The organism is Mucilaginibacter gossypii (genome assembly GCF_900100945.1).
GTDB lineage: Bacteria > Bacteroidota > Bacteroidia > Sphingobacteriales > Sphingobacteriaceae > Mucilaginibacter > Mucilaginibacter gossypii.
In genome coordinates this window covers 139,206-163,431 of the sequence record NZ_FNCG01000016.1, presented here as the reverse complement: position 1 = coordinate 163,431, position 24,226 = coordinate 139,206, and the positions used below count along the sequence as shown (strand labels likewise).

The window sequence follows — 24,226 nt, the reverse complement described above, 5'->3', positions numbered from 1 at the left end:
GATGTGGGATTAAGCTGTGTAACTATAATTGGATGCACTCACTTTAGTTTTGAGGTAGGTGTTTGCGATAGGCAATACCTCGGCAATGGTAGCTGATTTATTCAACCCGTTGCTGTCTACCTGGTCATCGGCAGCAAATGACCCTGCAACAAGCATATTGCTAATCAATGCAGCGTGCCTTGCCTCAACCGATACAATTTTACCCGCAATGGTTAAATAACCGGCATCCTGAATCAGGTAACCGGCACCATCATAAGCTTTAACACCGGTATCTTCAAATGCTTTGGCAGCACCAAGTACGGCAGCTTTTTTGGTAAAATCGATAGTGCTGAAATCGACAGTAAGTGCAGGGATTGCATTACCGCCTAAAGCAGCTTTGAAAAATTCACGGTGTAGCACCTCATGATCACGGATACTTGTGAAAAGCGCTTTTTCATCGGCGGTCATGCCCGAATATGGCGTGGTAATTACCTGGATATAAAATGCGGCTTCCAGTTGCTCAAGCGCGTAAGCGTAGTTAAGGATCGCAAGATCGCCTTTGGCACCGATATCAATGCCCCCGCCAACAATTACCTTGTGGTCTTTGTGACAAGCTGCTGTAGCTAAGAGTCCGGCTGATGCCACGCCTAACCCCGCATAGCGTAAAAATGACCTCCTGGCCATATTTGCTCCGCCTATGCTTTCCTGTTCAGATGTTTTCATAGAGTTCGATTTTTAATGCTATAATTAGTTATCTTGTAGATGGATATACGCCCGTAATAACCCGCCGGATTTCAATTTGCGATAATTAAGCTACTCTTAATTGGAGTGTTTAACTGCGGGTAAAACCTATGGCTCTATTACAGCTAAAAAGACCTCCCCAAAATTCGGAATAATAAAAAAGGCCGAAACGCTCTCGCAGTTTTTCGGCCCTACATCTACCTATGAAAACAACCCTTTGAAAAGGGTATTAATACTTATCCAAACCTGGTGCCAAATCCTAAAACCGCTTTTAAACTTCTATAAATAAGCTTTTGAAGCTAACAGATATCCCCGTGTGGAAAGCAATCCCAAAATCGGGAATTATAAGCTACTATCATTAACCATTCTTAATTAAAAAGCAATCAGATCAGAGAGAGAGATTGAAATTTCCGCTAAATAAAAAAGGCCGGACAACTCTCGCAGTTATTCCGGCCCTACATCTACCTATGAAAAACAACCCTTTGAGAAGGGTATTAAACTATATTCAAACCTGATGCCAATGTTTAAAAATGGCTTTAAATGCCTAATTGGCAGCTTTTTAAAACACAAACACTTCTCAATGTGTAGAAATGACACCCAAAACCGGGAATTAATTTCCCATTGGTTAATTTCGGCAGGCTACATTTTAATCATCAGGCAACATAACGCCGTAATAAAAAAGGCCGGACAACTCTCGCAGTTGATCCGGCCCTACATCTACCTATGAAAAACAACCCTTTTTAGTAAGGGTATTAACTTTAATTCAAACCGGGTGCCAAATACCAAAACGCCTTTCCAGTATTCTAAACGCATTTTCAAAGGCCTAATGAATATAAAGTGTGTAGATACTTTCCGGGAATAGTGGTATAATTTTCCCAAAAGTTAAAACTTGACCGGCTAAACTACCTTGCCAGTCATCACATGCCTAGATGACATATCCAGTTATATAAACCTGCTTTGGAGAGGAAACCGGCATTAAACATTTGATAATAAAAAAGGTCGAAATACTCTCGCAGTATTTCGACCCTACATCTACCTATGAAAAACAACCCTTTGAGAAGGGTAATAACATTTATTCAAACGAAATGCCAATTAATAAACATGCATCTATATGCCTTAAAAACAGGTTTTTAATATTACTTAAATATTAAACTGTAGATTTTTTCCCCAAACGAGGGTGCTATTTCCACACCCAGGGGAAACGATTAAAAAGTCAAACAATTTTTAACATAAATGCTTAATCAGGAAACCATCCCATATAAACTTTGTTAAACCGATTATGGACTATAATGTATATTTACTGGCAACCGATCCTCAAAACCCCTGCAGGGATGTGATCCACTCCAGGGATACACGCCTCAAGGTAAAAGTTTACTGCCTTGATGAAGAACAATTTAGTCCGGATGACAACGAAATTCAGCTTTACGGCTACGCCGACCAGAAGCTTTACGCTTTTGAAACGGTTAGCGTAGCTGCCGAAGACGCGCTGGATTTGGTAGGCGCCATACAATGGTATGCCCACTACATCGAATTTCCGGAAATGGAAATTCTTCCGGAAGACCCCCGCCCGCGTGCCCAGTACAGGGATGTGAAGTAAATTATTAAAACACATCTCATTAAAAATCAACACATTACAAAAAATGCAAAATATTTTTTGAAGAATAAACATCAAGCCCTATATTTGCAGTCCCAAAAGCAAGGGAGCTTAGCTCAGCTGGTTCAGAGCATCTGCCTTACAAGCAGAGGGTCACTGGTTCGAACCCAGTAGCTCCCACTAAAAGCCTGACAGCAATGTTGGGCTTTTTTATACTTGCAATCTTCGCTAAATACTTCACAAAAGTATTTGCATTATATGGCAAAGTGATTTAACTTCGCCGCTCGGTTTTACCAAAACGATGGTAAAATTAAAAACAAAGGGAGCTTAGCTCAGCTGGTTCAGAGCATCTGCCTTACAAGCAGAGGGTCACTGGTTCGAACCCAGTAGTTCCCACAATAAAAAAGCCCTGCAAATCGCAGGGCTTTTTTATTTAAAATCAGCCTTTAAAGTCTTTCAAACTCATTATTATCGCAATACGCTTTGAGTTAATCCCCCTTGAAACTACCCACAAAAGCTTTAACCGCATCAGCAGTGGTTTGAAAGAACGTCGGCCCTGCAAGCAGCGTTATTTGAGTAACAGGCTTAGCGGAACTAAGCGAATGATTTTTCAAAAAAGCCTCCGTTTCATAGGCGCTTATAGCGCCTTTAATAACGTTTACAGCAACAACGCCTGTAGGCGAATCAATACCAGCATCCTTTAAATCACTGGCATGCGAGTAACTGCTTACCCCCAACCTTAAAGCTTCGCGCATTTCCACACGGCCAACGCTGATCATTAGTTCGGGATTAAAGGACTTTCGGTCGCCAAGCCCTATGATCAGCAACTTTCCGGCAGGCAAGCTGCCAACCGACGGTGTAATGAGCATTGTTTCCAGGGCCCTGCCTTCAAACCGGCCGCTTTTACGCAATTCGGTGAGTATCCCTTTTAAGGCCTCATCTACATGTACAAGGCCGTTAAGATTACGTGGCAATGCGGGCGGCGAATTAAAAATATCGCCTTCTGTGTATTCAAAAACACAAATTACCTGAAGTGGTGTTTGCTGATTGGAGGGTGATTGAACGGCAGTTGATATTGTTATACCGTCTATTTGGCCAATTGTTACCGATGTACCGGGAGCGGGTAAAGTTGACGCTTGTGTTTGTGCCCAACCTTTTGTAAAACTTACTAAGCTGATGATTGCCATTGCAAACATCAGCTTTAACGAGCCTGTATGCGATTTTATAGCTACTTTCTTGATTATTGTAATATTGTGTTCCATGGATGGCGATGTTTAAATTGATATTATTTATCTCTCTTACTAATACATCAAAAATGGAGGAAATTGAAAAACAAAAAGATGACGTAGATTAAGAAATAAAAAATCATCTTAAAAGCTAAATAAATCTAAACGCGATTCCACCATATCACATATGAGGCACAACCAAAATGTTAAGCATTTTTTGTTCTTTTGCTTTAGCCTATGCAAACGTTAAAACAGTTAAAAAACGGAGAATTAAAAGGAGCAGTATCGCTTAAACTATCAGAAAATCTTTCCCACTTTCCTGTTGAAATTTTTGAACTGGCAGATACACTGGAATATCTTGATCTTTCATTCAATAAACTGAACGCATTACCGTCAGATTTTGGCCGGCTCAAAAAACTGAAGATCTTTTTCTGCTCAGAAAACCAATTCACTATTTTGCCGGAAGTATTGTCCGATTGTCCGTTGTTGGATATTGTTGGCTTTAAATCAAACCAGATAAAAACCGTACCGCCGGCATCGCTTAATCCTAATCTTCGCTGGCTCATCCTCACCAACAACAAGGTTACCGAATTACCTGCCGAAACAGGCAATTGCAGCAGGATGCAGAAACTAATGCTTGCAGGTAACAGACTAACAAAACTGCCGGCTACACTTGCTGGCTGCCGTAACCTGGAGTTACTCCGGATTTCCGCCAATCAACTAAGTGAATTTCCCGGATGGCTCTTATCTATGCCCAAACTATCATGGCTGGCTTTTTCGGGTAATCCTTTCAGCTATAAACCAACTGTACATTCACTTACAGCAATTGATAGCAGCGAATTGGAAATTAACCAATTGCTCGGCGAAGGCGCATCCGGTGTTATCTCCAAAGCTACCTGGAGGCATGCCGGTGAAACCACTGAAGTTGCGGTTAAAATATTCAAAGGAGCAATTACCAGCGATGGCCTGCCCGAAGATGAGATGAACGCCTGTATTACCGCAGGCAACCATGACGGATTGGTAGAATTAATAGGCCAAATCGCCAATCATCCTGGAAATAAAAAAGGCCTGGTGATGAAACTCATACCAGGGAGTTTTTACAATCTCGGCCAGCCTCCCAGCCTTGTTAGCTGCACGCGTGATGTTTTTAAGCCTGACCAGACTCTGACACCCGAACAGGTACTAAAAATTGCAGGCACCATTGCATCCGTAGCGGAGCATCTGCACTACAAGGGGATTATGCACAGCGACCTGTATGCACACAATATTTTGATTGATGATGAAGCCAACACACTGTTCAGCGATTTCGGGGCAGCCTGCTTTTATGATAAAGCCAATACAACAATAGCCAACAAACTTGAACGGCTTGAAGTAAGGGCTTTTGGCTATTTATTAGACGACCTGGCAAGGCTATGCAATGATACAGAACATCCTGATCTTAAAAAGTTATTAGTTTTGAAAGAAAGCTGCCTTAGCGAACAATTAACAAACAGACCCACATTTCAATATTTAAACGCAAAATTTTCCGGATTAAAATAGCCGGTCAAACCTGCTGTATTCATCCGAAACGCTACAGCGAATTTCATTTCCCTGACAACCTGTTTTATTTTGGGAAAACGAGTTACCTGCCCGCAATATTTTTAATTTTTTAGAAAAATTTAAACAAAAAACGATAGTTTTTGATAATCCGTCGATTCATTTAATCTATTCGTCGGTTTTTTTTTGATTTTAATAATTCTTATAGTAGATTTGTAACTATTTCAATACAAGGTTACCACCTTGATTTGTGATAAGGTTTAGGTTTAAAGCCTCCAAGCAGCGAGTGCAAGGAGGCTTTTATTTTTTACCCTTATCCATAACGCATCAACTAAAATTTTAGTATATAAAAAAGTCCTGAGTCGAAAGTATTTAGCACCGATGTTGGTGTTGTCAAAAACATCTTTGTCCATTTGTCTTTTTAATGGAGAACTACGCCACAAGCATAGCGTAAAGACGTTGGTAACAATACCAACATCGGCAAGAGCCAACCAACCGTGAGATCAGCGATTTATGATTAAAATACCGCGGCGGTTCCGGTTGAGCAATGCTGCACTGCCTATCCAACTTTGAACTTAAGACTTACGACCAACAACTCAGTACCTAAGGCTTACTTATTTTCCTTCACCACGTCAATAAGCCAGGTCACCAGGCCGATAAAGCCGGCAATAAATAAACCAGCTCCCGCACCGCGCGCATAATCATCCCATTTTTCGTTGGGGCCGCTGGGAATGGCCATCCCTGCCGAAAACAGGATTATCCCGATTAATAAAAGATAAACAGAGCGTTTTGCTTTATTTTTCATCGGCGTAAATTAAAAAAATCATTTTTAAATTCTGTATTTTTGCAACCTCTTAAAAACGAGGTGAAATTATAGATGTACAAGGAATATAAGCAGTTAAACTTATCGCAAACCGGCAAAGAGATACTGGACTTCTGGAAACAGAAAAACATTTTCGAAAAAAGCATTACCAGCCGTCCGGCGGGTAGCCCTTATACTTTTTATGAAGGGCCACCGAGCGCTAATGGTATGCCCGGGATTCACCACGTAATGTCGCGCTCAATTAAAGATATTTTTTGCCGCTACAAAACCCTTAAAGGCTACCAGGTAAAACGTAAAGGCGGCTGGGATACCCACGGTTTGCCTATTGAGCTTGCCGTTGAAAAGGCCCTGGGCATCACTAAAGATGATATCGGCAAAAAAATAAGCGTAAAAGATTATAACGATGCCTGCCGTAAGGAGGTAATGCGCTATACCGACGTTTGGAACGACCTGACCGAGAAAATGGGTTACTGGGTCGACCTAAACGATCCGTACATCACTTACAAAAACGAATACATTGAAAGCCTTTGGTGGATTCTTAAACAGCTGCACAATAAAGATCTGCTGTATAAAGGTTACACCGTACAGCCATACTCTCCAAAATCAGGTACCGGCCTTAGCTCACACGAGCTTAACCAGCCGGGCACCTACAAAATGGTGAAGGATACCACCATCACCGCCCAGTTTAAAGTTAAACGCGATAATGATTCGGAGTTTTTGTTTAACGGCATAGATACCGAGGTATTTATTCTGGCCTGGACAACCACCCCATGGACTTTACCATCAAACTGCGCCCTCGCAGTTGGCGAAGCCATTACCTACGTTAAGATCAGTACCTTTAACCCTTACACTTACCTGCCGGTTTGTGTAGTTTTGGCTAAAGACCTGATTAAGAAATACTTTAAAGCTGAAGGCGAGAACGCTTCGTTCGCTGATTACAAAGGTGGTAATAAGATCATCCCATGGAAAATTGAGGCAGAAGTAAAAGGCAGTCAACTGGTGGGCATCCACTACGAGCAGTTGATGCCTTATGTAACCAACGAGGATCTGGAGAAAAATGCGTTCCGCGTTATTCCTGCCGACTTTGTTACTACCGAAGATGGTACTGGTATAGTACATACCGCATCTGTTTTTGGTGCGGATGACTTCAGGGCATGTAAGGAAAACAATGTTCCATCAGTAATGGTGAAAGACGAAACCGGCAAAGATGTTCCGTTGGTGAACAAACAAGGCCGTTTTGTTGATGAAGTTACCGATTACGCCGGCCGTTACGTTAAGGAAGAATATTATACCGACGCCGAGCGTGCCGAAGAAGGTTTTAAACCGACCGACGTACTCATCTCTATCAAATTAAAAACCGAGAACCGCGCGTTCGACGTTAAGAAATACGAACACAGCTACCCGCACTCATGGCGCAGCGACGAGCCGATACTATATTATCCGCTCGATAGCTGGTTTATCCGCACCACAGCGGTGAAGGATAAAATGGTGGAGCTGAACAAAACCATCAACTGGAAACCGGAATCAACCGGTACAGGCCGTTTTGGTAACTGGCTGGAAAATTTAGTGGACTGGAACCTATCGCGTTCACGCTACTGGGGCACCCCGCTGCCTATCTGGCGCGAAGAAAACGGTACAGAAGAGATCTGCATTGGTTCAATTGCCGAGTTAAATGCAGAGATCGCGAAATCGATCAAAGCAGGTTTCATGCCCGAAGGTTTTGTGCTGGAAGACATGCACCGCCCTTATGTTGATGATGTTGTTTTAGTATCATCAACCGGCAATAAAATGCTGCGCGAGCCCGACCTGATTGACGTTTGGTTTGATTCGGGCGCTATGCCTTACGCACAATGGCATTTCCCATTTGAAGGCCAGGAGGAATTTAAGAATGCTTACCCGGCAGATTTCATTGCCGAGGGCGTTGACCAAACCCGCGGCTGGTTCTTCACCTTGCATGCCATAGCGGTAATGCTAAGCGAAGCAAGTGATGAGGTGAAAGCCATCAATGAGCAGGTAGGTAATAAAGGCATCGCCTTTAAAAACGTGGTATCCAATGGTTTGGTGCTGGATAAAAACGGCAACAAAATGTCTAAACGATTAGGCAATGCCGCTGATCCGTTCGAAACCATCGAAAAATATGGCGCTGATGCCGCCCGCTGGTATATGATCAGCAATGCATCGCCTTGGGATAACCTTAAATTTAATGAAGAGGGGATAGATGAAGTTAGGCGTAAGTTTTTTGGCACGCTGTACAATACCTACTCGTTCTTTACATTATATGCCAATATTGATAAGTTCACATACAGTGAACCAGAGATAGAGAACCGCAAACGCCCGGAGATAGACCGTTGGATCATATCCCTGTTAAACACTTTAAGCAAAGAAGTTGACGGTTATTATGCCGATTTTGAGCCAACCAAGGCGGCCCGTGCTATCCAGGAATTTGTTGACGTGCATTTCAGTAACTGGTTTATCCGTTTAAGCCGCCGCCGTTTCTGGAAATCTGATAACACAGAAGATAAACTTTCGGCTTATCAAACTTTATATACCTGTTTAATTTCTATCAGCAAACTGATGTCTCCAATTGCACCATTCTTTGCCGATAGGTTATATTGTGACCTGAACGCTGTTACCCGCAAGGAAGAGTTTGAATCGGTACACCTTGCTTACTTCCCCGAGTACAACAGCGCACTGGTTGATGCCGAACTGGAAGAGCGTATGCAACTTGCACAGGATGTTTCGTCGTTAGCGCTTTCGTTACGTAAAAAGGTGAATATCAACGTGCGCCAGCCATTGAGCAAAATTTTATTGCCAATACTGGATAAAAGCTTTAAATTACACGTTGAGGAGGTTAAAGACCTGATTTTGTCTGAAACCAACATTAAGGATATCGAGTATATTACCGATACCGCAGGTTTCATTAAAAAGAAAATAAAGCCAAACTTCAAGGCCTTAGGCCAAAAAGTTGGTAAGGATATGAAAGTTGTAGCCGAAGCCATCACAAATTTCTCCCAGGATGATATAGCCGCTTTAGAAGCCAATGGCAACATCCCGGTTCTTGATGGCAAATACGAAGTATTGGCTACCGATGTAGAGATTATAGCCGAAGATGTACCCGGATGGCAGGTAGCAAATCTGGGAAAACTAACCGTGGCTTTAGATGTTACCATAACCAATGAATTAAAACAGGAAGGTATCTCGCGCGAGTTTATCAACCGTGTGCAGAATATACGTAAGACCAAAGGATTTGAAGTAACTGACAGGATAAACGTGCAGGTAAGCAGCACCCCGGCGATCAGAGAGGCCGTGGAAAACAATCTATCCTACATTTGCGCCGAAATTTTGGCCGACAGCATTACGTTTGTGGATAACCTTACCGGGGGCGAGCCTGTTACAATTGACGAACAAGAAATATTGATTGCTATTAGTAAAGTATAATGAAACAAGAACAAGAAAAAACCAGATATTCTGAAGCTGACCTGCAGGAATTTAAAGGGATTATCCTGGATAAAATGCGCATAGCCCGCGAGGAATTAAACTCATTGGCTACCTCATTGAGTTCGCCTAATGCCAACGGCACCGATGATACTGCCGGTACTTACAAAACATTAGAAGATGGTTCGGCCACGCTTGAAAAAGAGCAGATAAACCAATTGGCCGCCCGTCAAAAAAAGTTTATTGAGCAGCTTGAAGCTGCCCTTGTACGTATTGAAAATAAAACTTATGGTGTTTGCCGCGAAACAGGCAAGCTGATCCCGAAAGAGCGTTTACGTGCTGTTCCGCACACAACCCTCTCTATGGAAGCTAAATTAAAGCAATAAATGAAGGCTGCTTATACCAAACCTTTTTTAACTGCTGCCTTCATCATCCTTGCCGACCAGATCATCAAGACCTGGGTACGTGCACACATGCAGCTCCAGGACGAAATTCGCTTCCTGGGAAGCAGGGGAATGCTGCACTACACCGAAAATAACGGTATGGCATTTGGTATGGAATGGGGCGGCGATGCGGGCAAACTGGCGTTAACGTTGTTTCGCATAGTTGCGGTTTGCGGTATAATTTACACCCTTATTTATTTAATTAAACACAAATACCACCGCGGGCTCATCATGAACGTAGCGCTCATTTTAGCCGGCGCCATGGGCAATATTATCGATTCAACCTTTTATGGTATAATGTATAAATATGCGCCCTTATTTCATGGCCGCGTGGTTGATATGTTTTACTTCCCGCTATTGCGTGGCACCTATCCGTCTTGGTTCCCATTTTGGGCAGGCGAGTCATTCGAGTTTTTCAGGCCGGTTTTTAACCTGGCCGATGCCTCTATCTGTGTAGGCGTAATTATGATCCTCTTATACCAGAAACGCTATTTTAAACACGAAAAACCAGAAGTAGCCAGCCCCAACAGCGAAATGGTTGAAGAATAGAATTATTAAATACTTAATATATCAAAAGCCGCGATGAGCGGCTTTTTTCGGCTCATCGCCTGTCGCCCAGGGTTAGTCGAAGGGTTACGAAGGCCCGTCCACTATGCTTCGAGAACCTAAGCATAACATCCTTTTTCTTTACGTGCCGGCCTGTCACCCTGGGCTTGTCGAAGGGTCGCGCGCAGAGGCCTGCCCACCATGCTTCGAGAACCTACCCATGACAAGATAAAAAATATGGTTTTTCGCAGCAGATCAGCTTCGGGTGAAAACGAGCAGAACGATGCTGGGCGGTGCGGCTGCAGGGCATAGCAAGTTTTTGCAGAAGTGGTGGGTATATGTGTGCGAATCGGGGCAAAATAATTACAGCCGTGGTTCTGTTCGTTTTGCAGGGTGAAGGCCGTGCCGATGGCTATGGGGCCAGTTTGTGCGCAAAGAAGCCTCTCTGCTGTAAGCCTTTTTGGTTACTTTTGTGGCGACAAAAGTAACTGGCCCCGCGCGGCCAGGAGCGCGACGATGTAAGTCAAATACTAATGAAGCCCGTTACCAGCCTGTCGGGGATTGCTTCATTCCTTACAGCAATGACTTGACGCAGATGTCATTTTACCTTCAGAGGCCACCGGATTTAAATCACTCAGCATGACATCCTCTTTTTAGTTTCCTCAAAAATCCACGTAAACCAACCTGCAAACCTGCTTACTACTACTGTTGGCATCGGTAACAATCAATGCCCCCTTCTTAAACAGGGCTATACCTTCCCAGTTATTTTTAACACCATCAAATGAACGTATATATTTCCACTGCTTACTTTTACGGGTATTCAACATTACTATTGCAGCGTAAGGGTTGTTATGGAGGTAGTTAGGATCGGTTCTTAATTTACTGCCAATCTCCGGGACTGCTTTGCTAATATTAGCCTCTGACTTTTTCACCCAATCGTTATTTAGATAAGCATCGTAATCACCGTTCCAGAAATAATTTACACCGTAGATCTTCCCGTCACCGGCTGCTGCTATGTCCGTAATCCTGAAATACAGGAATGGTGTTGTAATTTGCTGAGGCATCTTACTAAACGAAGTATCTATCAAGTAGCCGCAGCCACCTTTAGACATTGCATTAAACTCATAATAAGCCAGCAACTTGTTTTCTTTAGGGAGATAGGTAACACTTTCAAACCCGGCATTGCTGATGGGTGGATATCTTCGCAGGGAAATAAAATGCTCCGGGTCAATTATCACTTCTCCTTTAAAGGTATCTAATTTGCCCTTCAGCACAAAACAGTATGGGTATTTATCGTCCGTTTCGATAGAAAGGAAAACCGTATTATTAGCGATGCTGATAGCTTCAAAGCCTTCATAGTTTGCTTTTACAGAATCGGGGAGCAAGTTCAAATTTTTTACGCTGATGGTTTTAAAGGCTGATAATGCTGTGTCCTGTCCATCTATAACCCTGTTGATGCTATCTGCAAGGATGCTATACAGGTTAAATGTACCATCCAATTTTGTTTCTTTATGATCGCCATATTGCGGTTCGAGGTAAAGGCGACCGCCATAAATAGTCATACCCGAAAATTCTTCGTTTACACCGTTGATGGCTTTTGGCAGAGGGATGTTTTTATACATATTTTGCGCCCTCGCAGCCATTGCCGAAACGACGGTTATCACCAGCATAAAAAACAATCTTCTCTTTTTCATATCGCCCGGATAATGTTGATTAAAAATAGATAATAAAGTCCGGAAAACTTTAACCTATGCCAATTCAATAAAACCCGTTTTAACACGTTATATATTACCGCAAGCGGCTAAATAGTGTATATTGGGACTTAACATAGCCGGATTTAACAATTATCACCAAACATTGTGAGTGTTAAACAGATATATCCGCCGCGATATATAACGATTTAACACTTTTTAACATTTAAGCATGGATTTTAGTTGGCGAAAAATTGAGCGGGTGTTTAAGTTTGCCTACCGAAACAAAAAAATTAATGGAAGAACAAAATAGTTACACAGGAAATGTTTCATCAGCAGCTCCGGCAGCTCCAACATCGTATTCAACCGATATCAGGGCACTGAATGAAATGATACAAAGGGAAAGCGCGTTTATCGACCTGCTGCTTATGGAGATGGATAAAGTGATCGTTGGTCAGCGTTATATGGTTGAGCGTTTGCTGATCGGTTTACTGGCTAATGGGCACATTTTATTGGAAGGTGTACCGGGACTGGCTAAAACGCTGGCCATCAATACCCTGTCAAGAGCCATTCATGCCGATTTTAGCCGGATCCAGTTTACCCCGGATTTGCTCCCTGCCGACGTATTGGGTACCATGATTTACAACCAAAAGAAAGAAGAGTTCATTGTGCGTAAAGGCCCTATCTTCTCCAACTTTGTTTTGGCCGATGAGATTAACCGTGCGCCTGCCAAAGTGCAAAGCGCGCTGCTTGAGGCCATGCAGGAACGCCAGGTAACTATTGGCGATACCACCTATAAACTGCCCGATCCGTTCCTGGTACTGGCAACCCAAAACCCTATTGAGCAGGAAGGAACCTATCCCCTGCCCGAAGCTCAGGTTGACCGTTTTATGTTAAAAGTGGTGATCAAATATCCTAACAAAGAGGATGAGAAAAAGATCATGCGCGCCAATATCTCGCCGTCAGGCATGAATAAGCCAAACGCTATCATCAAGCCAGATGAGATCATCAAAGCCCGCAAAATTGTGCGCGAGGTTTATATGGACGAAAAGATAGAGCAATACATCATCGACATTGTTTTTGCAACCCGTTTCCCCGATCAGTTTAAGCTTGCCAAATACAAAACGCTGATCACCTTTGGTGCATCGCCAAGGGCAAGCATCAGTTTGGCACTGGCAGCAAAAGCATACGCCTTTATTAAACGCCGCGGTTATGTGATCCCTGAAGATGTACGTGCAGTTTGTCATGATGTATTAAGGCATCGTGTTGGCTTAAGCTATGAGGCCGAGGCCGAAAACATCACCAGTGAGGATATCATTACCGGCATCCTAAACGTGGTTGAGGTACCGTAAACCTTACCCCTGCCCTCTCCAAAGGAGAGGGAGATAAAAAGATAAAATTGTTAATTAAAAGGCTTTTAAAGTCCTCCCCTCGGGGGGATTTAGGAGGGTATATGGCTAAAGACACCAAGGATCTGCTAAAAAAGGTAAGGAAGATAGAGATCAAAACCCGTGGCTTAAGTAACCACTTATTTTCGGGCGAGTATCACTCGGCTTTCAAGGGGCGTGGTATGGCCTTTAGCGAGGTGCGCGAATACCAGATCGGCGACGAAATCCGTACCATCGACTGGAACGTTACCGCCCGTTTTAACCATCCGTATGTAAAAGTGTTTGATGAGGAGCGCGAGCTTACCGTTATGGTGCTGATGGATGTGAGTGGTTCTGAAAACTTCGGCACGCAAAATCAGCAAAAGCAGGATCTGGCAACCGAGCTTTGCGCGGTACTGGCATTTTCGGCCATACAGAATAATGACAAGGTGGGCGTAATCTTTTTCAGCGATAAGATCGAGAAGTTTATTCCGCCCAAAAAAGGCCGCAGCCATATCCTGATGATCATCCGCGAGCTGATTGCTTTTCAGCCCGAAAACAAAGGCACTAACGTGGCCGAAGCGTTGAAATACTTCACAAGCGTTATCAAAAAGAAATGCACGGCCTTTGTGATCTCTGACTTTATTACGCCCGAATTTGAAAACGAGCTTAAGATCGCTAATAAAAAGCACGATATCATCGCTTTAAAACTCTACGACAAACACGAGGAAGAGTTCCCGAACCTGGGACTGATCCCGGTTAAGGACGAAGAAAGCGGCCATATCATGTGGGTAAACACCGGCGACAAAGCTGTTCGCGACGCTTTTAAATGGGATGCAGTGAAACGCAACGCCGCCCTGCAGGATGCTTTTCGTCGCTCGGGGGTTGATTATACTACCATTGGCACACATGAATCATACGTTAAACCATTAATGACATTATTTAAAAAGCGGGAAGGCCGGCGGTAAAATATATGAACAGGTACATGAAATACACCCTGGCTATGTTGGTATTGCTTGCAGGCTTTTACCAAACAGGCAGGGCGCAAAACTTTGGGGCTAAAGCTACACTGGATAAAAAATCGATCCTGATAGGCGAACAAACACAGCTCAACTTAAGTATTCGTTTTCACGCTAAGGACAGTATAGGATTTCCTAAACTGGCCGACAGCATCGGCAAGATCCGGATTGTAAACTTTAAGGCAGATACTGCTTTTGACAAGGGCGATCAATCCATCGAAACCATCAACAGGCATTATACCATTACCGCATTCGACAGCGGTACTTATATCATCCCGTCATCCGTGTTTAAATCGCCGGTAGGCGATTTAAACACGGACACATTGAATCTTGATGTCAGAACAGTTGCCGTTGATACAACTAAAGCTTTCTATGACATTAAACAGCCGCTGGCTGTTAAATACACTTTTTGGGACTGGCTGCGTGATAACTGGAAGCTGGTTACAGGTATATTGCTTGGCTTGATCGTTATTGGCGCCGTGGTTTATTATCTGTTAAAACGGCCTAAAAAAGAAGTGATCGTTGAAGAAGTTAAGCCCGATATCCCGTTGCATATCCAGGCCCTTCAAAAACTCGAAGAAATCAAAAACAAGCAGCTTTGGCAGCATGACCAGGTTAAACAATATTATATTGAACTGAGCGACGTGGTGCGCGAGTACCTTGAAAAACGGTACAACATCCAAGCCCTGGAGCAAACATCCGAAGAGATCTTTGCCAGCTTAAGGCACATGGACATAGCCAGCGAAGACAGAAACCTGTTAAGGCAATTACTCATACTTGCCGATATGGTAAAGTTTGCCAAAGAGAAACCCGCGGCCAATGAAAATGAAAAGAGCATGGAAAACGCCGTTACTTTTATTAAAGATACGCAACCCCGTGCCAGGCCAACCGATGTAAATGTGAAGGGAGATGAGGCAAAATGATTTGGTTTAAAGGAATAGAATTTGCTCATCCGGGCTTTTTCTGGCTGTTCATCAGCATTCCGCTTATGGTGGGCTGGTACATCTGGAAACAAAAGCAACTGCAGGGTAACCTGGCCATGCCTACCATCAGGGGTTTTGCCATGATCACCAAAAGCATGCTGCCGCGTTTCAGGCATTTGGGCATCATATTACGCTCATTTGCAATGGCTGCGCTTATCATAGCACTGGCAAGGCCTCAGTCGTCATTAAGCTGGCAGGATACTACTACTGAGGGCATCGATATCGTTATTGCATCAGATATCTCGGGCAGTATGCTCGCCGAAGATTTTAAGCCCAACAGGCTTGAGGCCGGCAAAAACATCGCTATTGATTTTATCCAGAACCGCCCTAACGACAGGATAGGCCTGGTAGTTTTTAGTGGTGAGAGTTTCACGCAATGTCCGCTCACCATCGATCACTCGGTACTGGTAAACCTTTATGCCGATATCAAAAACGGGATGATTGAAGATGGTACCGCCATCGGGATGGGCTTGGCTACGGCTGTAAACCGTTTAAAAGATAGCGAAGCCAAAAGTAAAGTAGTGATCCTGCTTACCGATGGTTCAAACAACTCGGGCTCTATCCCTCCGGTTACCGCTGCCGAAATTGCCAAACAGTTTGGTGTAAGGGTTTATACAGTTGGTATAGGTACCAACGGCTATGCCCCCTATCCTGTTCAAACCCCAATGGGTGTACAATACCAGCGCATGAAGGTTGATATTGACGAAGGTACACTGAACAAAATTGCTACCATTACCGGCGGCAAATACTTCAGGGCTACCAACAACAGCGCATTGAAGGATATTTACGAACAGATTGACAAACTGGAAAAAGCCAAGATTGACGTTACCCAGTACCGCAAAAAAACTGAGCGCTTTTTGCCGTTCGCAATTATCGCGCTGGCGCTTTTATCGTTGGAATTTTTAACAAGACACACCCTGCTTAAGGGAGCTATAACATAACAGCATGCTACGTTTTGCAAATACAGAATTTTTATGGGGATTGCTTGCTATTCCGCTGCTGCTCTTTATTTTTTTGAGGGTAAACTGGTGGAAACGTAAAGCAATTGCCTCGTTGGGAAACAAGGAGGTGGTGATGCAGCTGATGCCGCAGGTATCCTTTTCCCGCCCCTGGATCAAGTTCATCTTTTTTATTTTAGCCTATGCGCTTGTTGTTATCGGCATAGCCGATCCGCAACTGGGTTCCAAAACCGAAGAGGTAAAGCGCAAAGGCGCCGATTTGATGATACTACTTGACGTATCTAACAGTATGCTGGCGCAAGACCTTGCTCCTAACCGTTTGGAAAACGCCAAACGTGCGTTATCCCAATTGATTGATAAACTGCATGACGACCGTATCGGCATCGTTGTATTTGCAGGCCAGGCTTATGTACAGCTTCCGGTAACTACGGATTATGCGGCAGCTAAACTGTTCCTCAATACCATTAATACCGAAATGGTACCAACACAGGGCACAGCTATTGGCGCTGCAATTAATTTAGGCATGCAGTCGTTTGATTTTAAGAACGGAACCGGCAAGTCCATTATTATTATTACCGACGGTGAGAACCATGAGGACGATGCCGTATCGGCAGCCAAAGCCGCTTTAGCAAGAAATGTTACGGTAAATGTGGTTGGAGTAGGTTCGGAAGAAGGTGCACCAATCCCCATTTATCAAAACGGCAAACAAACTGGTTTCCATAATGACAGCACCGGCCACCCCGTAGTAAGCAAGCTTAATGAGCAAATGGGCAAGGAAATTGCCGAAGCAGGAAACGGTGTTTATGTACGTGCCAACAATGCCAACAGTGGCCTCAACATTGTAATGGACCAAATAGCTAAGGTGCAGCGCAAAATGACGGATACCAAACAGTTTAAGGACTTTGAAGACAGGTTCCAGTTTTTCCTGGCCATTGCCTTTGTATTGTTATTGGCCGAGTTCTTTATTTCCATCCGTAAAAACATGCGCCTAAGCAAGATCAAATTATTTGAAGTAAAAAACACATGAAGCAATATATCATAGCCATTTTATTAGTGCTGCAGGCTTCATTTCTTTTTGCCCAGCAGGAAAAAAAATACCTGAAGCAGGGTAACGAGCTTTATCAGCAAAAAAAGTTTAAAGAAGCTGAAGCGGCTTACCGCCAGGCCATGAGCAAAAAGGAAAAAACCCTGGAGGGTAATTTTAACCTTGGCGACGCCATGTTTAAGCAAAAGAAATATGATGATGCAGCGGCGCAGTTCAATAAACTGGCAACGGCATCCATTGATAAAAATGTAAAAGCAGGTGCCTATCACAACATCGGCAATTCATTTTTGACCGAAAAGAAATACCAGGAAAGTATCGACGCTTATAAAAAGGCCCTCATTAATAACCCTAAAGATGAGGAAACCCGGTATAACCTTGCCTATGCTCAAAAAATGCTGAAAAACCAGCAGGATAAGAATAAAGGCGGCGGGGGCAACAAGAATAATAAGGACAAGGACAAAAACAAGGATGAGAATAAAGATAACAAAGACAATAAGGACAAGGATAAAGACAAAAAAGACCAGGATAAAAATAAGCAGGACCAGGACAAGAAAGATCAGGATAAACAAAACCAGGATCAGAAAGATCAGCAGGGACAACAGCCTAACCAGTTGTCAAAAGATGACGCCCAGCGTATGCTTGATGCCCTTAACAATGATGAAAAGCAAACCCAGGATAAGCTTAAGAATAAAAAATTAAAAGGTGCTAAGGTGCCTATTTCAAAAGATTGGTAAATCCTGTTGTTTTGTAGATACTAATGAAAATTAAACTTTCCATATTAACGTTGCTGCTGTGTTGCTCAAGCCTGATTTTTGCGCAGGTAAAGTTCACGGCATCGGTAAATAAAACCACCATAGGCACAGGCGAAGTACTTGAAGTAACCTTTTCCATCAATGCCAATGGCGATCGTTTCGCGCCACCGGCTTTTGGCGGCTTCCAGGTAGTGGGCGGACCCAATGTATCCAACAGTATGTCCATGATCAATGGGGTTACTTCATCAAGCATTGCTTACGGATATGACCTGGTGCCTACCCGCGAAGGCGAATTTACTATTGGCCCGGCTACAATTATATCGGGTGGACGGTCTTACAGTACATTCCCGATAAAAATTAAGGTAGTAAAAGGCCAGGGCGGGCAGGCTAACCAGCAGGCTCAGCAACAACAAAGTAACGGCCCCGATAGCCGCAACATTCAAAAAGGACGTGTAAGCGATATCTCCAAATCATTGTTTTTACGTGCTGAGGTAGATAAAACAACGGCCTACATGGGTCAACAGATCATGATGAACCTGCGCCTTTATACCCGGGTTAACATCGCCAACGGCGAACCGGAAAAAATCCCTGATCTGAACGGATTTTACAGCCAGGAGATCAAAAACAATAATCCTAACGCCCAATGGCGCACCGAAATTTTAAATGGCGTACGGTACAACGTAACCGACATTAAGCAAACCGTACTGTTCCCAGAGCATGAGGGCGATATCACCATTGAGCCTTCGGTCATGAACTTCATAGTAAGGCAGCAAGCAGCTTCATCATCAGGCGACCCATTCGATGCATTTTTTGGCGGATACGAGGATGTGAAGTACAAGGTTAAAAGCACTCCTGTTGTTATCCACGTAAAATCATTGCCGCTGGCAGGCAAACCTGCCGAGTTTACCGGCGCTGTGGGTAAATTTAATATTGAAGCTTCGCTCGATAAAAAAGATGTAAAGGCTAATGATGCCATTAATTACACCATAAAGGTAAGCGGTGCTGGAAACCTGAAATTATTAAAACCGATAAGCCCAACTTTCCCGGCTGACTTTGAGAAGTATGAGCCCAAGATCACCGATACTATTACCATAAATGCCAGCGGGGCTTCGGGCAGCAGAAAATACACCTATCTGCTGATCCCAAGGCACCAGGGTGACTTTACCATCGATCCGGTTAAATTCGCATACTTTAACCCAGCTACCGGCAGATATGTTACTTTAACTACCCAGGCATTCCATATCAAAGTAGCTAAAGGCTCCGGTGATGGCAGTAACGTTACCGCCTTTTCAAACGCGGGCAAACAGGATGTTAAGGTGCTGAGCAATGATATCCGTTACATAAAAACCGGCAGCGAGCTAAATGAAGTAGGCAGCGATTTTTATGGATCGGGATTGTATTATTTCCTGCTGATCCTGGGTCCGGTAGGTTTTGTTGGCGCTTTGGTTTACGGTAAATGGCGCGATAAAAACAACGCAGATGTGGTTGGTTTAAAAAGTCGTAAAGCAGGTAAAGTGGCAGCTAAACACCTGGCCAGTGCCAAACAGCAACTAAACGATAAAAAGGCCTTTTATGAAAACCTGTTCCGTGGTCTGTATGGTTATTTGAGTGACAAGCTTAATATTCCTTACGCAGATCTGAACCGTGAAAAGATAGCATCAGAGCTAAAAGCACGCTCGCTTGATGAAAGCCTCATTAACGAGATGTTGGACACACTCGATCTTTGCGAAATGGCCCGCTATGCCCCTGTATCAGGCATTACCGAGCAACAGGTGTTTGATAAGGCCCAGAACATGATCAATAACATTGAAAATAAAATATAACATGATGAAGCGCATTGTATACTTACTGCTCATCATCGTTATGCCGATATATGCATTAGCTAACGATGAAGCTAACATCCTGTTAAAAAAAGGGAACGACCAATATGCCAAAGGCCAGTACAAAGAAGCCATAGCCACATACCAAAAAATTGTAGATGAGGGGCACCAGTCGGCAGTGGTTTATTATAATTTGGGCAACGCCTACTTTAAAAATGAGGATGTGCCATCTGCCTTGTTGTATTATGAAAAAGCGCACAAGCTTTCGCCGGGCGATGAGGATATCAATTTCAATATCCAGTTTGCCAATCAAAAAACAACAGATAAGGTAGAAGCCGGTACCGAGTTTTTCATAACCAAATGGTGGCACTCGTTTATTCTCCGCTTTTCGTTAACAACTTTGGCAGTGATGACAATCCTGTTCTTTGTTGCAGGATGTGCATTGCTGATAGTGTATAGGTTCACTAATTCGGTAAGCATAAAAAAATGGTCGTTTTATTTGGCTTTAGTGATATTGATTTTCGGATTTGCAAGCATGTTTGTTGCAAGTCGCCAGGATCAATATTTTGACGCACACCATGGCGCAATCATTTTCAGCACATCAGTAAACGTAAAAAGTGCTCCCACACCCAATGCCAAAAACCTGTTCCTGATCCATGATGGCACCAAGGTTGAGATACTGGAAAACAATAACGACTGGATGAAGATCAGGCTGGCCAGCGGCAACGAGGGCTGGATCAATGCCTCGGACGCTAAGGAGATATAGTTTTGAGGAGGTGAAAGGATAAAGGTAAAAGGCGAAAGGTTGCAGTCCTGATAGAGTTTAATTCACCACGATGTCATTTCGACGAACAAAGGGCGGCTTGTGCGGAAGGCTGTGAGGAGAAATCTTATACGCCCTACTTAGCGACCATGAAAGCGTTAGTACAGAGCGTATAAGATTTCTCTTTCGCCCTATAGCTCTTACCCTCCACCGCTCTATCGAAATGACAAAAAAATAAAAATGCTTTTTGCCTTAAGCTTTAGGTTTTAAGCTGTGTTTCGCTAACAACTCCAATACATCCTCTTCCGTTCCGGTAAAAGGGCCTGATGATTCTATTTTAAAACTGGCCATGGCGGCGGCAAACTCACCTGCTTCCTGGAAACCTTTGCCTTTGGCACGCTGATATAAATATCCTGCCATGTAGGTATCGCCGCAACCTGTAGCATCAACTACTTCAACCGGTTTATATGCCGGGATCTGGTAATAAACACCGTCGTTGTAAATAACCGACCCCATGCTGCCCAGGGTTACAACCACTTCTTTAACGCCCCATTCGTTTAACACTTTGGCACCTTCATGGATATCAGTGATACCGGTAAGTACTTCCATTTCGTGCTCATTCACTTTCAGAATGTGGATGTGTTGCAGGGCTTCGCGTTTTTCGGGCCAGTCGATAGCCACTACGTTTTTATCTTCCACTTTACGCAGGTACCCCTGCGCATCAAGAGAAAGCTTGCCGCGCTGAGCGAGAGCTTTTATAAATTCTACAGAAATATCATCGGCCAGTAAAGGACCTAAATGATAAACGTTAGACTGAATTTCGTCAAGTTGTTCGATAGTGAAAGGATCAGCTTTTTGCAGCACACGCTGGGTACGGTGATCCTGGTTAACAGAGTAAATATTTTCAAAGTAAACTGTTTCGCCACCTGTAGTAGCATGTACTTCGATACCCTTGTTACGGAGTTTTTCAACAACCGGCATTTCGCTCAAAGCAAGCGAAGTAACCAGTGTATAGTTCACGTCCATATTACGGATGGCGTTTGAAAAGTAAAAAGAAGTACCGCCAGCCATATGCTTCACCGCTTGCGGTGTCACCACTTTATCTAACGTAATATGCCCTACACAACAAATATCGTACATGAAAATTCCCTATTATGATTTGATACTCAGCTCCTATTATAAAAACAAACGGCAAATGTAAGAAATAGGATTTTGTGTACAACAAGTTATCTGTTTTGTGACAGGGAAATCACTTTATGAGTTACTTAGAATTTATACGATGCTCAACACATCCGCACCCGCCATTTCGGCCAGATCATCAAAATATACTGATGCCAGGTGCTCCCAGCTTAACCGGCTGCTGTATTGAAGTCCCTCTTCAATAAATTGTTCTCTCAGGCTATTACTTTTAAGCAGTAGTTCAATCCTTTCAACATAACAGGCGGCATTATAGGGTTCGCATTTAAAACCGTTAATGCCTTGCTCAATAAAATCTTTTGAACCGCCGCCATCGGCGATAACGCACGGTAACCCGGATGCCATAGCCTCAATCACCACATTACCATAAGCCTCAGATACCGATGGGAACAGGAACAGGGTTGACGATGCATATAACACCGAAAGCGTTTTATGATCTACCTTACCGGTAAACACCGCGTTGGGCATCTTTAATTCACAGGCCTTACGCGCAACACCGTCACCGGCAATTATGAAGTTAACTTCGGGGTGGCGGTCCTGCATGGTGGTATAGATCTCAAACAGTGTTTCCAGGTTTTTTTCCCAAACCAAGCGACTGGCAAACAAAATGGCGGGATTATCATTTCCCATCAACGGGCGCAGACTCTTTTTATGCCGAGGCGAAAACAGGCTGGTGTCTATTCCTCTCTGCCATAGTTTCATGCGATAGGTATCAACCCCCATATCAATCAGTTCGTCCTTCATAGTAACTGAAGGAACATACACCTGATCGCATTGATTATAAAAAGCTTTGTGGCTTTCCGACATCATCTGTTTAACCTTATTAATCAGGAATGGGGTATGTTTCAGGTAGTAATCGATATATGAAATAAAATGTGTGTGATAGATACTGATAACAGGCAGCCCCTGCTGAGTAGCATATTTTAACGCGAAACTACCTAAAAGCGATGGCGTAGCAATGTGTACAACATCTGGCGAAAAGTTATCTATCTCTTCTTTTAGCTCGCTCATCACCAAGCCAGGTATTGCCATGGTGTAACCGGTGTTAATTGGTAATGTTAAAGCCGGAACTTTTAATGATTCAAATCCGGCTATACTGTCGGGACCGGCACCATAAACAAACAGAAATTCAAAAATATTCCGGTCTATACGTTTAATGAGCTGATACATGGTGCGTATTGCACCGTCAAAATCTTCAATAAGTATCTCGGCGAAAAATGCTACTCTAATCTTTTTCATCTTATTGAGTGATTAGTGGGTATTACCTGGTGTTCACCTTCGCGTATCTTACAGGCTCCGGCCCCGTCATCAGGAACTCTCTTAATTCGGCTAATTTATCGGTGTTGATCAGGTCTACCTCACATTCAAGCAAAGCTTTCCATACTTCTTTATTTTCGGGGGATGCCCACAAGCGTACCCTCTTTTTATAGTGATGTGCTGCGGCTACATAATCGCGAAGCAATTGTCTCTGATCTTCGGGCATCGGGCCTTTACCTGTCCAGCTAATCAGGCGTGAATATTTGCAACTGGCAGTTTTATAAACGGTATTTGAAAGCGTATCGGTATGCACCTGCATCAGGTCTTCATCAATAAAAGCGTAGCGCTGCTTTTGCGCCTGAAGCATTTTATAAGGTTTATTGCCGGTGATGACAATTGTTACTTTTCCCTCTATTATTTCGCCATCATTATAACTCGACAGCATAGGCGCATAGCGTTTTAAAACTTCCGACAGCTTTGCATAAGTCTTTTCAGCGTCTGATTTTATATCGATCATCAGCGTAACCGGAGAAAGTGGGTATACCACCTCCCTGTTTTTACCCTCGTAACAGTTAAACAATGGCTTTAAATAAAGCTGCTCCAGGGTGCGTTTTTTTTGAAAAGCGGGCAACATATGTGCAACCAGCAATTCGTCATCACGCAGGTAAATGTCAGCTTCTATGTTTTGAAAACCGTTATCCAAAGCATCGTACAGCGGTCGGTTGTGCCAGTAGTCATTATGTGCGAAACCTTTAGAGAGCGGGTTATTTTGAGCCTGGCAGGTAATGGCTCTGAAGGTAAGGATAACAAAAAACAGAAATTTCAGGTGCTTGTGGCAAAATGCTGCTTGCATCGTAATTTGTATTTGTTGCCACAAATTTATCCTTCAGATATGTACAGGCAGTTATGTCATGGTAAAGTAAAAGCACGAACTGCTTTAATTTATTGTAAATGACTTAACATTTTCATCACATTAAAACATACAAATTGACATCGTTCGATTAAGCTGGAGTCACATTAAACAGATATTTTATAAAGAAGTGTTGATAA

At 43.4% G+C, this 24,226-nt stretch carries 20 protein-coding genes and 2 tRNA genes; 15 read left to right on the top strand and 7 right to left on the bottom strand.

Translation table 11 applies throughout. The features are described from left to right. Nucleotides 1-9: 9 nt before the first annotated feature. Nucleotides 10-702 (bottom strand): ferritin-like domain-containing protein, encoded by a 693-nt coding sequence (locus BLS28_RS24135; RefSeq protein WP_091173583.1) that lies wholly within the window; start codon nucleotides 700-702, stop codon nucleotides 10-12. Nucleotides 703-1,999: 1,297 nt separating this feature from the next. On the opposite strand from BLS28_RS24135, the gene BLS28_RS24125 reads away from it, so the two are divergent. From BLS28_RS24125 to BLS28_RS24115, 3 genes are all read left to right on the top strand, one after another. Then, a complete protein-coding gene (locus tag BLS28_RS24125; RefSeq protein ID WP_090535036.1) occupies nucleotides 2,000-2,317 on the top strand; it encodes a hypothetical protein in 318 nt (105 codons plus the stop codon). A gap of 102 nt (nucleotides 2,318-2,419) precedes the next feature. Further along, nucleotides 2,420-2,494: transfer RNA gene (locus tag BLS28_RS24120), tRNA-Val, on the top strand. Nucleotides 2,495-2,635: 141 nt separating this feature from the next. Further along, a tRNA-Val gene (locus tag BLS28_RS24115) sits at nucleotides 2,636-2,710 on the top strand. A 92-nt stretch (nucleotides 2,711-2,802) separates the two neighbouring features. Here BLS28_RS24115 and BLS28_RS24110 read toward each other — a convergent pair. Next, complete coding sequence (locus BLS28_RS24110) at nucleotides 2,803-3,576, bottom strand: M17 family peptidase N-terminal domain-containing protein (protein WP_256337525.1); 774 nt, start codon at nucleotides 3,574-3,576, stop codon at nucleotides 2,803-2,805. Between the two features lie 201 nt (nucleotides 3,577-3,777). Between BLS28_RS24110 and BLS28_RS24105 the strand changes: the two genes are divergently transcribed. Continuing rightward, nucleotides 3,778-5,079 (top strand): leucine-rich repeat-containing protein kinase family protein, encoded by a 1,302-nt coding sequence (locus BLS28_RS24105; protein WP_091173577.1) that lies wholly within the window; start codon nucleotides 3,778-3,780, stop codon nucleotides 5,077-5,079. A gap of 607 nt (nucleotides 5,080-5,686) precedes the next feature. On the opposite strand, the gene BLS28_RS24095 is transcribed toward BLS28_RS24105, so the two are convergent. Then, a complete protein-coding gene (locus tag BLS28_RS24095; RefSeq protein ID WP_091173572.1) occupies nucleotides 5,687-5,881 on the bottom strand; it encodes a hypothetical protein in 195 nt (64 codons plus the stop codon). Between the two features lie 72 nt (nucleotides 5,882-5,953). Between BLS28_RS24095 and ileS the strand changes: the two genes are divergently transcribed. From ileS to BLS28_RS24080, 3 genes are read left to right on the top strand one after another with little or no spacing between them, the layout of a single operon-like run. Continuing rightward, nucleotides 5,954-9,337: an isoleucine--tRNA ligase gene (gene ileS, locus BLS28_RS24090; protein WP_091173569.1), complete on the top strand. Its 3,384-nt coding sequence runs from the start codon at nucleotides 5,954-5,956 to the stop codon at nucleotides 9,335-9,337. Further along, the gene (locus BLS28_RS24085) at nucleotides 9,337-9,720 is read left to right on the top strand and encodes a TraR/DksA family transcriptional regulator (RefSeq protein WP_090533802.1); all 384 of its coding nucleotides are present in this window, start codon (nucleotides 9,337-9,339) and stop codon (nucleotides 9,718-9,720) included. Before ileS ends, BLS28_RS24085 begins: the two co-directional genes overlap by 1 nt. Next, entirely contained in the window at nucleotides 9,721-10,326 is a 606-nt protein-coding gene (locus tag BLS28_RS24080; RefSeq protein ID WP_090533800.1) for a lipoprotein signal peptidase, read from the top strand. Nucleotides 10,327-10,985: 659 nt separating this feature from the next. Here BLS28_RS24080 and BLS28_RS24075 read toward each other — a convergent pair. Beyond that, complete coding sequence (locus tag BLS28_RS24075; protein WP_091173563.1) at nucleotides 10,986-12,017, bottom strand: hypothetical protein; 1,032 nt, start codon at nucleotides 12,015-12,017, stop codon at nucleotides 10,986-10,988. A gap of 293 nt (nucleotides 12,018-12,310) precedes the next feature. Here BLS28_RS24075 and BLS28_RS24070 point away from each other — a divergent pair, with 293 nt between their 5' ends. From BLS28_RS24070 to BLS28_RS24035, 8 genes are all read left to right on the top strand, one after another. Next, the gene (locus BLS28_RS24070; RefSeq protein WP_091173559.1) at nucleotides 12,311-13,366 is read left to right on the top strand and encodes an AAA family ATPase; all 1,056 of its coding nucleotides are present in this window, start codon (nucleotides 12,311-12,313) and stop codon (nucleotides 13,364-13,366) included. A 101-nt stretch (nucleotides 13,367-13,467) separates the two neighbouring features. Next, complete coding sequence (locus BLS28_RS24065) at nucleotides 13,468-14,349, top strand: DUF58 domain-containing protein (protein WP_091173557.1); 882 nt, start codon at nucleotides 13,468-13,470, stop codon at nucleotides 14,347-14,349. Between the two features lie 5 nt (nucleotides 14,350-14,354). Continuing rightward, nucleotides 14,355-15,323, top strand: a complete 969-nt coding sequence (locus BLS28_RS24060; RefSeq protein WP_091173553.1) for a BatD family protein — start codon at nucleotides 14,355-14,357, stop codon at nucleotides 15,321-15,323. Then, nucleotides 15,320-16,324, top strand: a complete 1,005-nt coding sequence (locus BLS28_RS24055; RefSeq protein WP_218134506.1) for a vWA domain-containing protein — start codon at nucleotides 15,320-15,322, stop codon at nucleotides 16,322-16,324. The genes BLS28_RS24060 and BLS28_RS24055 overlap by 4 nt, the downstream gene beginning before the upstream one ends. 4 nt (nucleotides 16,325-16,328) lie before the next feature. Next, nucleotides 16,329-17,369, top strand: a complete 1,041-nt coding sequence (locus tag BLS28_RS24050; protein ID WP_091173551.1) for a vWA domain-containing protein — start codon at nucleotides 16,329-16,331, stop codon at nucleotides 17,367-17,369. Then, nucleotides 17,366-18,121 (top strand): tetratricopeptide repeat protein, encoded by a 756-nt coding sequence (locus BLS28_RS24045; protein ID WP_091173548.1) that lies wholly within the window; start codon nucleotides 17,366-17,368, stop codon nucleotides 18,119-18,121. Before BLS28_RS24050 ends, BLS28_RS24045 begins: the two co-directional genes overlap by 4 nt. Before the next feature lie 23 nt (nucleotides 18,122-18,144). Then, entirely contained in the window at nucleotides 18,145-19,962 is a 1,818-nt protein-coding gene (locus BLS28_RS24040) for a BatD family protein (protein ID WP_091173544.1), read from the top strand. Between the two features lies 1 nt (nucleotide 19,963). Then, complete coding sequence (locus tag BLS28_RS24035; protein WP_256337524.1) at nucleotides 19,964-20,725, top strand: tetratricopeptide repeat protein; 762 nt, start codon at nucleotides 19,964-19,966, stop codon at nucleotides 20,723-20,725. Between the two features lie 249 nt (nucleotides 20,726-20,974). Here the strand turns inward: BLS28_RS24035 and BLS28_RS24030 are convergent, their stop codons facing one another. The 3 genes from BLS28_RS24030 to BLS28_RS24020 all read right to left on the bottom strand — a co-directional run bounded on the left by BLS28_RS24030 (nucleotide 20,975) and on the right by BLS28_RS24020 (nucleotide 24,029). Then, nucleotides 20,975-21,862 (bottom strand): PfkB family carbohydrate kinase, encoded by an 888-nt coding sequence (locus BLS28_RS24030; RefSeq protein ID WP_091173540.1) that lies wholly within the window; start codon nucleotides 21,860-21,862, stop codon nucleotides 20,975-20,977. A 132-nt stretch (nucleotides 21,863-21,994) separates the two neighbouring features. Continuing rightward, nucleotides 21,995-23,158, bottom strand: coding sequence for a glycosyltransferase family 4 protein (locus tag BLS28_RS24025; protein ID WP_091173537.1), 1,164 nt, complete (start codon nucleotides 23,156-23,158; stop codon nucleotides 21,995-21,997). Between the two features lie 22 nt (nucleotides 23,159-23,180). After that, nucleotides 23,181-24,029 carry a phosphatidylinositol-specific phospholipase C/glycerophosphodiester phosphodiesterase family protein gene (locus BLS28_RS24020; RefSeq protein ID WP_091173534.1) on the bottom strand — a complete coding sequence of 283 codons (849 nt, stop codon included), beginning with the start codon at nucleotides 24,027-24,029 and terminating at the stop codon, nucleotides 23,181-23,183. Nucleotides 24,030-24,226: the final 197 nt, after the last annotated feature.

Coding starts and splice junctions, on each gene's coding strand:
- BLS28_RS24135 (WP_091173583.1), bottom strand. CDS start 702: ATGAAAACATCTGAACAGGAAAGCATAGGCGGAGCAAATATGGCCAGG.
- BLS28_RS24125 (WP_090535036.1), top strand. CDS start 2,000: ATGGACTATAATGTATATTTACTGGCAACCGATCCTCAAAACCCCTGC.
- BLS28_RS24110 (WP_256337525.1), bottom strand. CDS start 3,576: ATGGAACACAATATTACAATAATCAAGAAAGTAGCTATAAAATCGCAT.
- BLS28_RS24105 (WP_091173577.1), top strand. CDS start 3,778: ATGCAAACGTTAAAACAGTTAAAAAACGGAGAATTAAAAGGAGCAGTA.
- BLS28_RS24095 (WP_091173572.1), bottom strand. CDS start 5,881: ATGAAAAATAAAGCAAAACGCTCTGTTTATCTTTTATTAATCGGGATA.
- ileS (WP_091173569.1), top strand. CDS start 5,954: ATGTACAAGGAATATAAGCAGTTAAACTTATCGCAAACCGGCAAAGAG.
- BLS28_RS24085 (WP_090533802.1), top strand. CDS start 9,337: ATGAAACAAGAACAAGAAAAAACCAGATATTCTGAAGCTGACCTGCAG.
- BLS28_RS24080 (WP_090533800.1), top strand. CDS start 9,721: ATGAAGGCTGCTTATACCAAACCTTTTTTAACTGCTGCCTTCATCATC.
- BLS28_RS24075 (WP_091173563.1), bottom strand. CDS start 12,017: ATGAAAAAGAGAAGATTGTTTTTTATGCTGGTGATAACCGTCGTTTCG.
- BLS28_RS24070 (WP_091173559.1), top strand. CDS start 12,311: ATGGAAGAACAAAATAGTTACACAGGAAATGTTTCATCAGCAGCTCCG.
- BLS28_RS24065 (WP_091173557.1), top strand. CDS start 13,468: ATGGCTAAAGACACCAAGGATCTGCTAAAAAAGGTAAGGAAGATAGAG.
- BLS28_RS24060 (WP_091173553.1), top strand. CDS start 14,355: ATGAACAGGTACATGAAATACACCCTGGCTATGTTGGTATTGCTTGCA.
- BLS28_RS24055 (WP_218134506.1), top strand. CDS start 15,320: ATGATTTGGTTTAAAGGAATAGAATTTGCTCATCCGGGCTTTTTCTGG.
- BLS28_RS24050 (WP_091173551.1), top strand. CDS start 16,329: ATGCTACGTTTTGCAAATACAGAATTTTTATGGGGATTGCTTGCTATT.
- BLS28_RS24045 (WP_091173548.1), top strand. CDS start 17,366: ATGAAGCAATATATCATAGCCATTTTATTAGTGCTGCAGGCTTCATTT.
- BLS28_RS24040 (WP_091173544.1), top strand. CDS start 18,145: ATGAAAATTAAACTTTCCATATTAACGTTGCTGCTGTGTTGCTCAAGC.
- BLS28_RS24035 (WP_256337524.1), top strand. CDS start 19,964: ATGATGAAGCGCATTGTATACTTACTGCTCATCATCGTTATGCCGATA.
- BLS28_RS24030 (WP_091173540.1), bottom strand. CDS start 21,862: ATGTACGATATTTGTTGTGTAGGGCATATTACGTTAGATAAAGTGGTG.
- BLS28_RS24025 (WP_091173537.1), bottom strand. CDS start 23,158: ATGAAAAAGATTAGAGTAGCATTTTTCGCCGAGATACTTATTGAAGAT.
- BLS28_RS24020 (WP_091173534.1), bottom strand. CDS start 24,029: ATGCAAGCAGCATTTTGCCACAAGCACCTGAAATTTCTGTTTTTTGTT.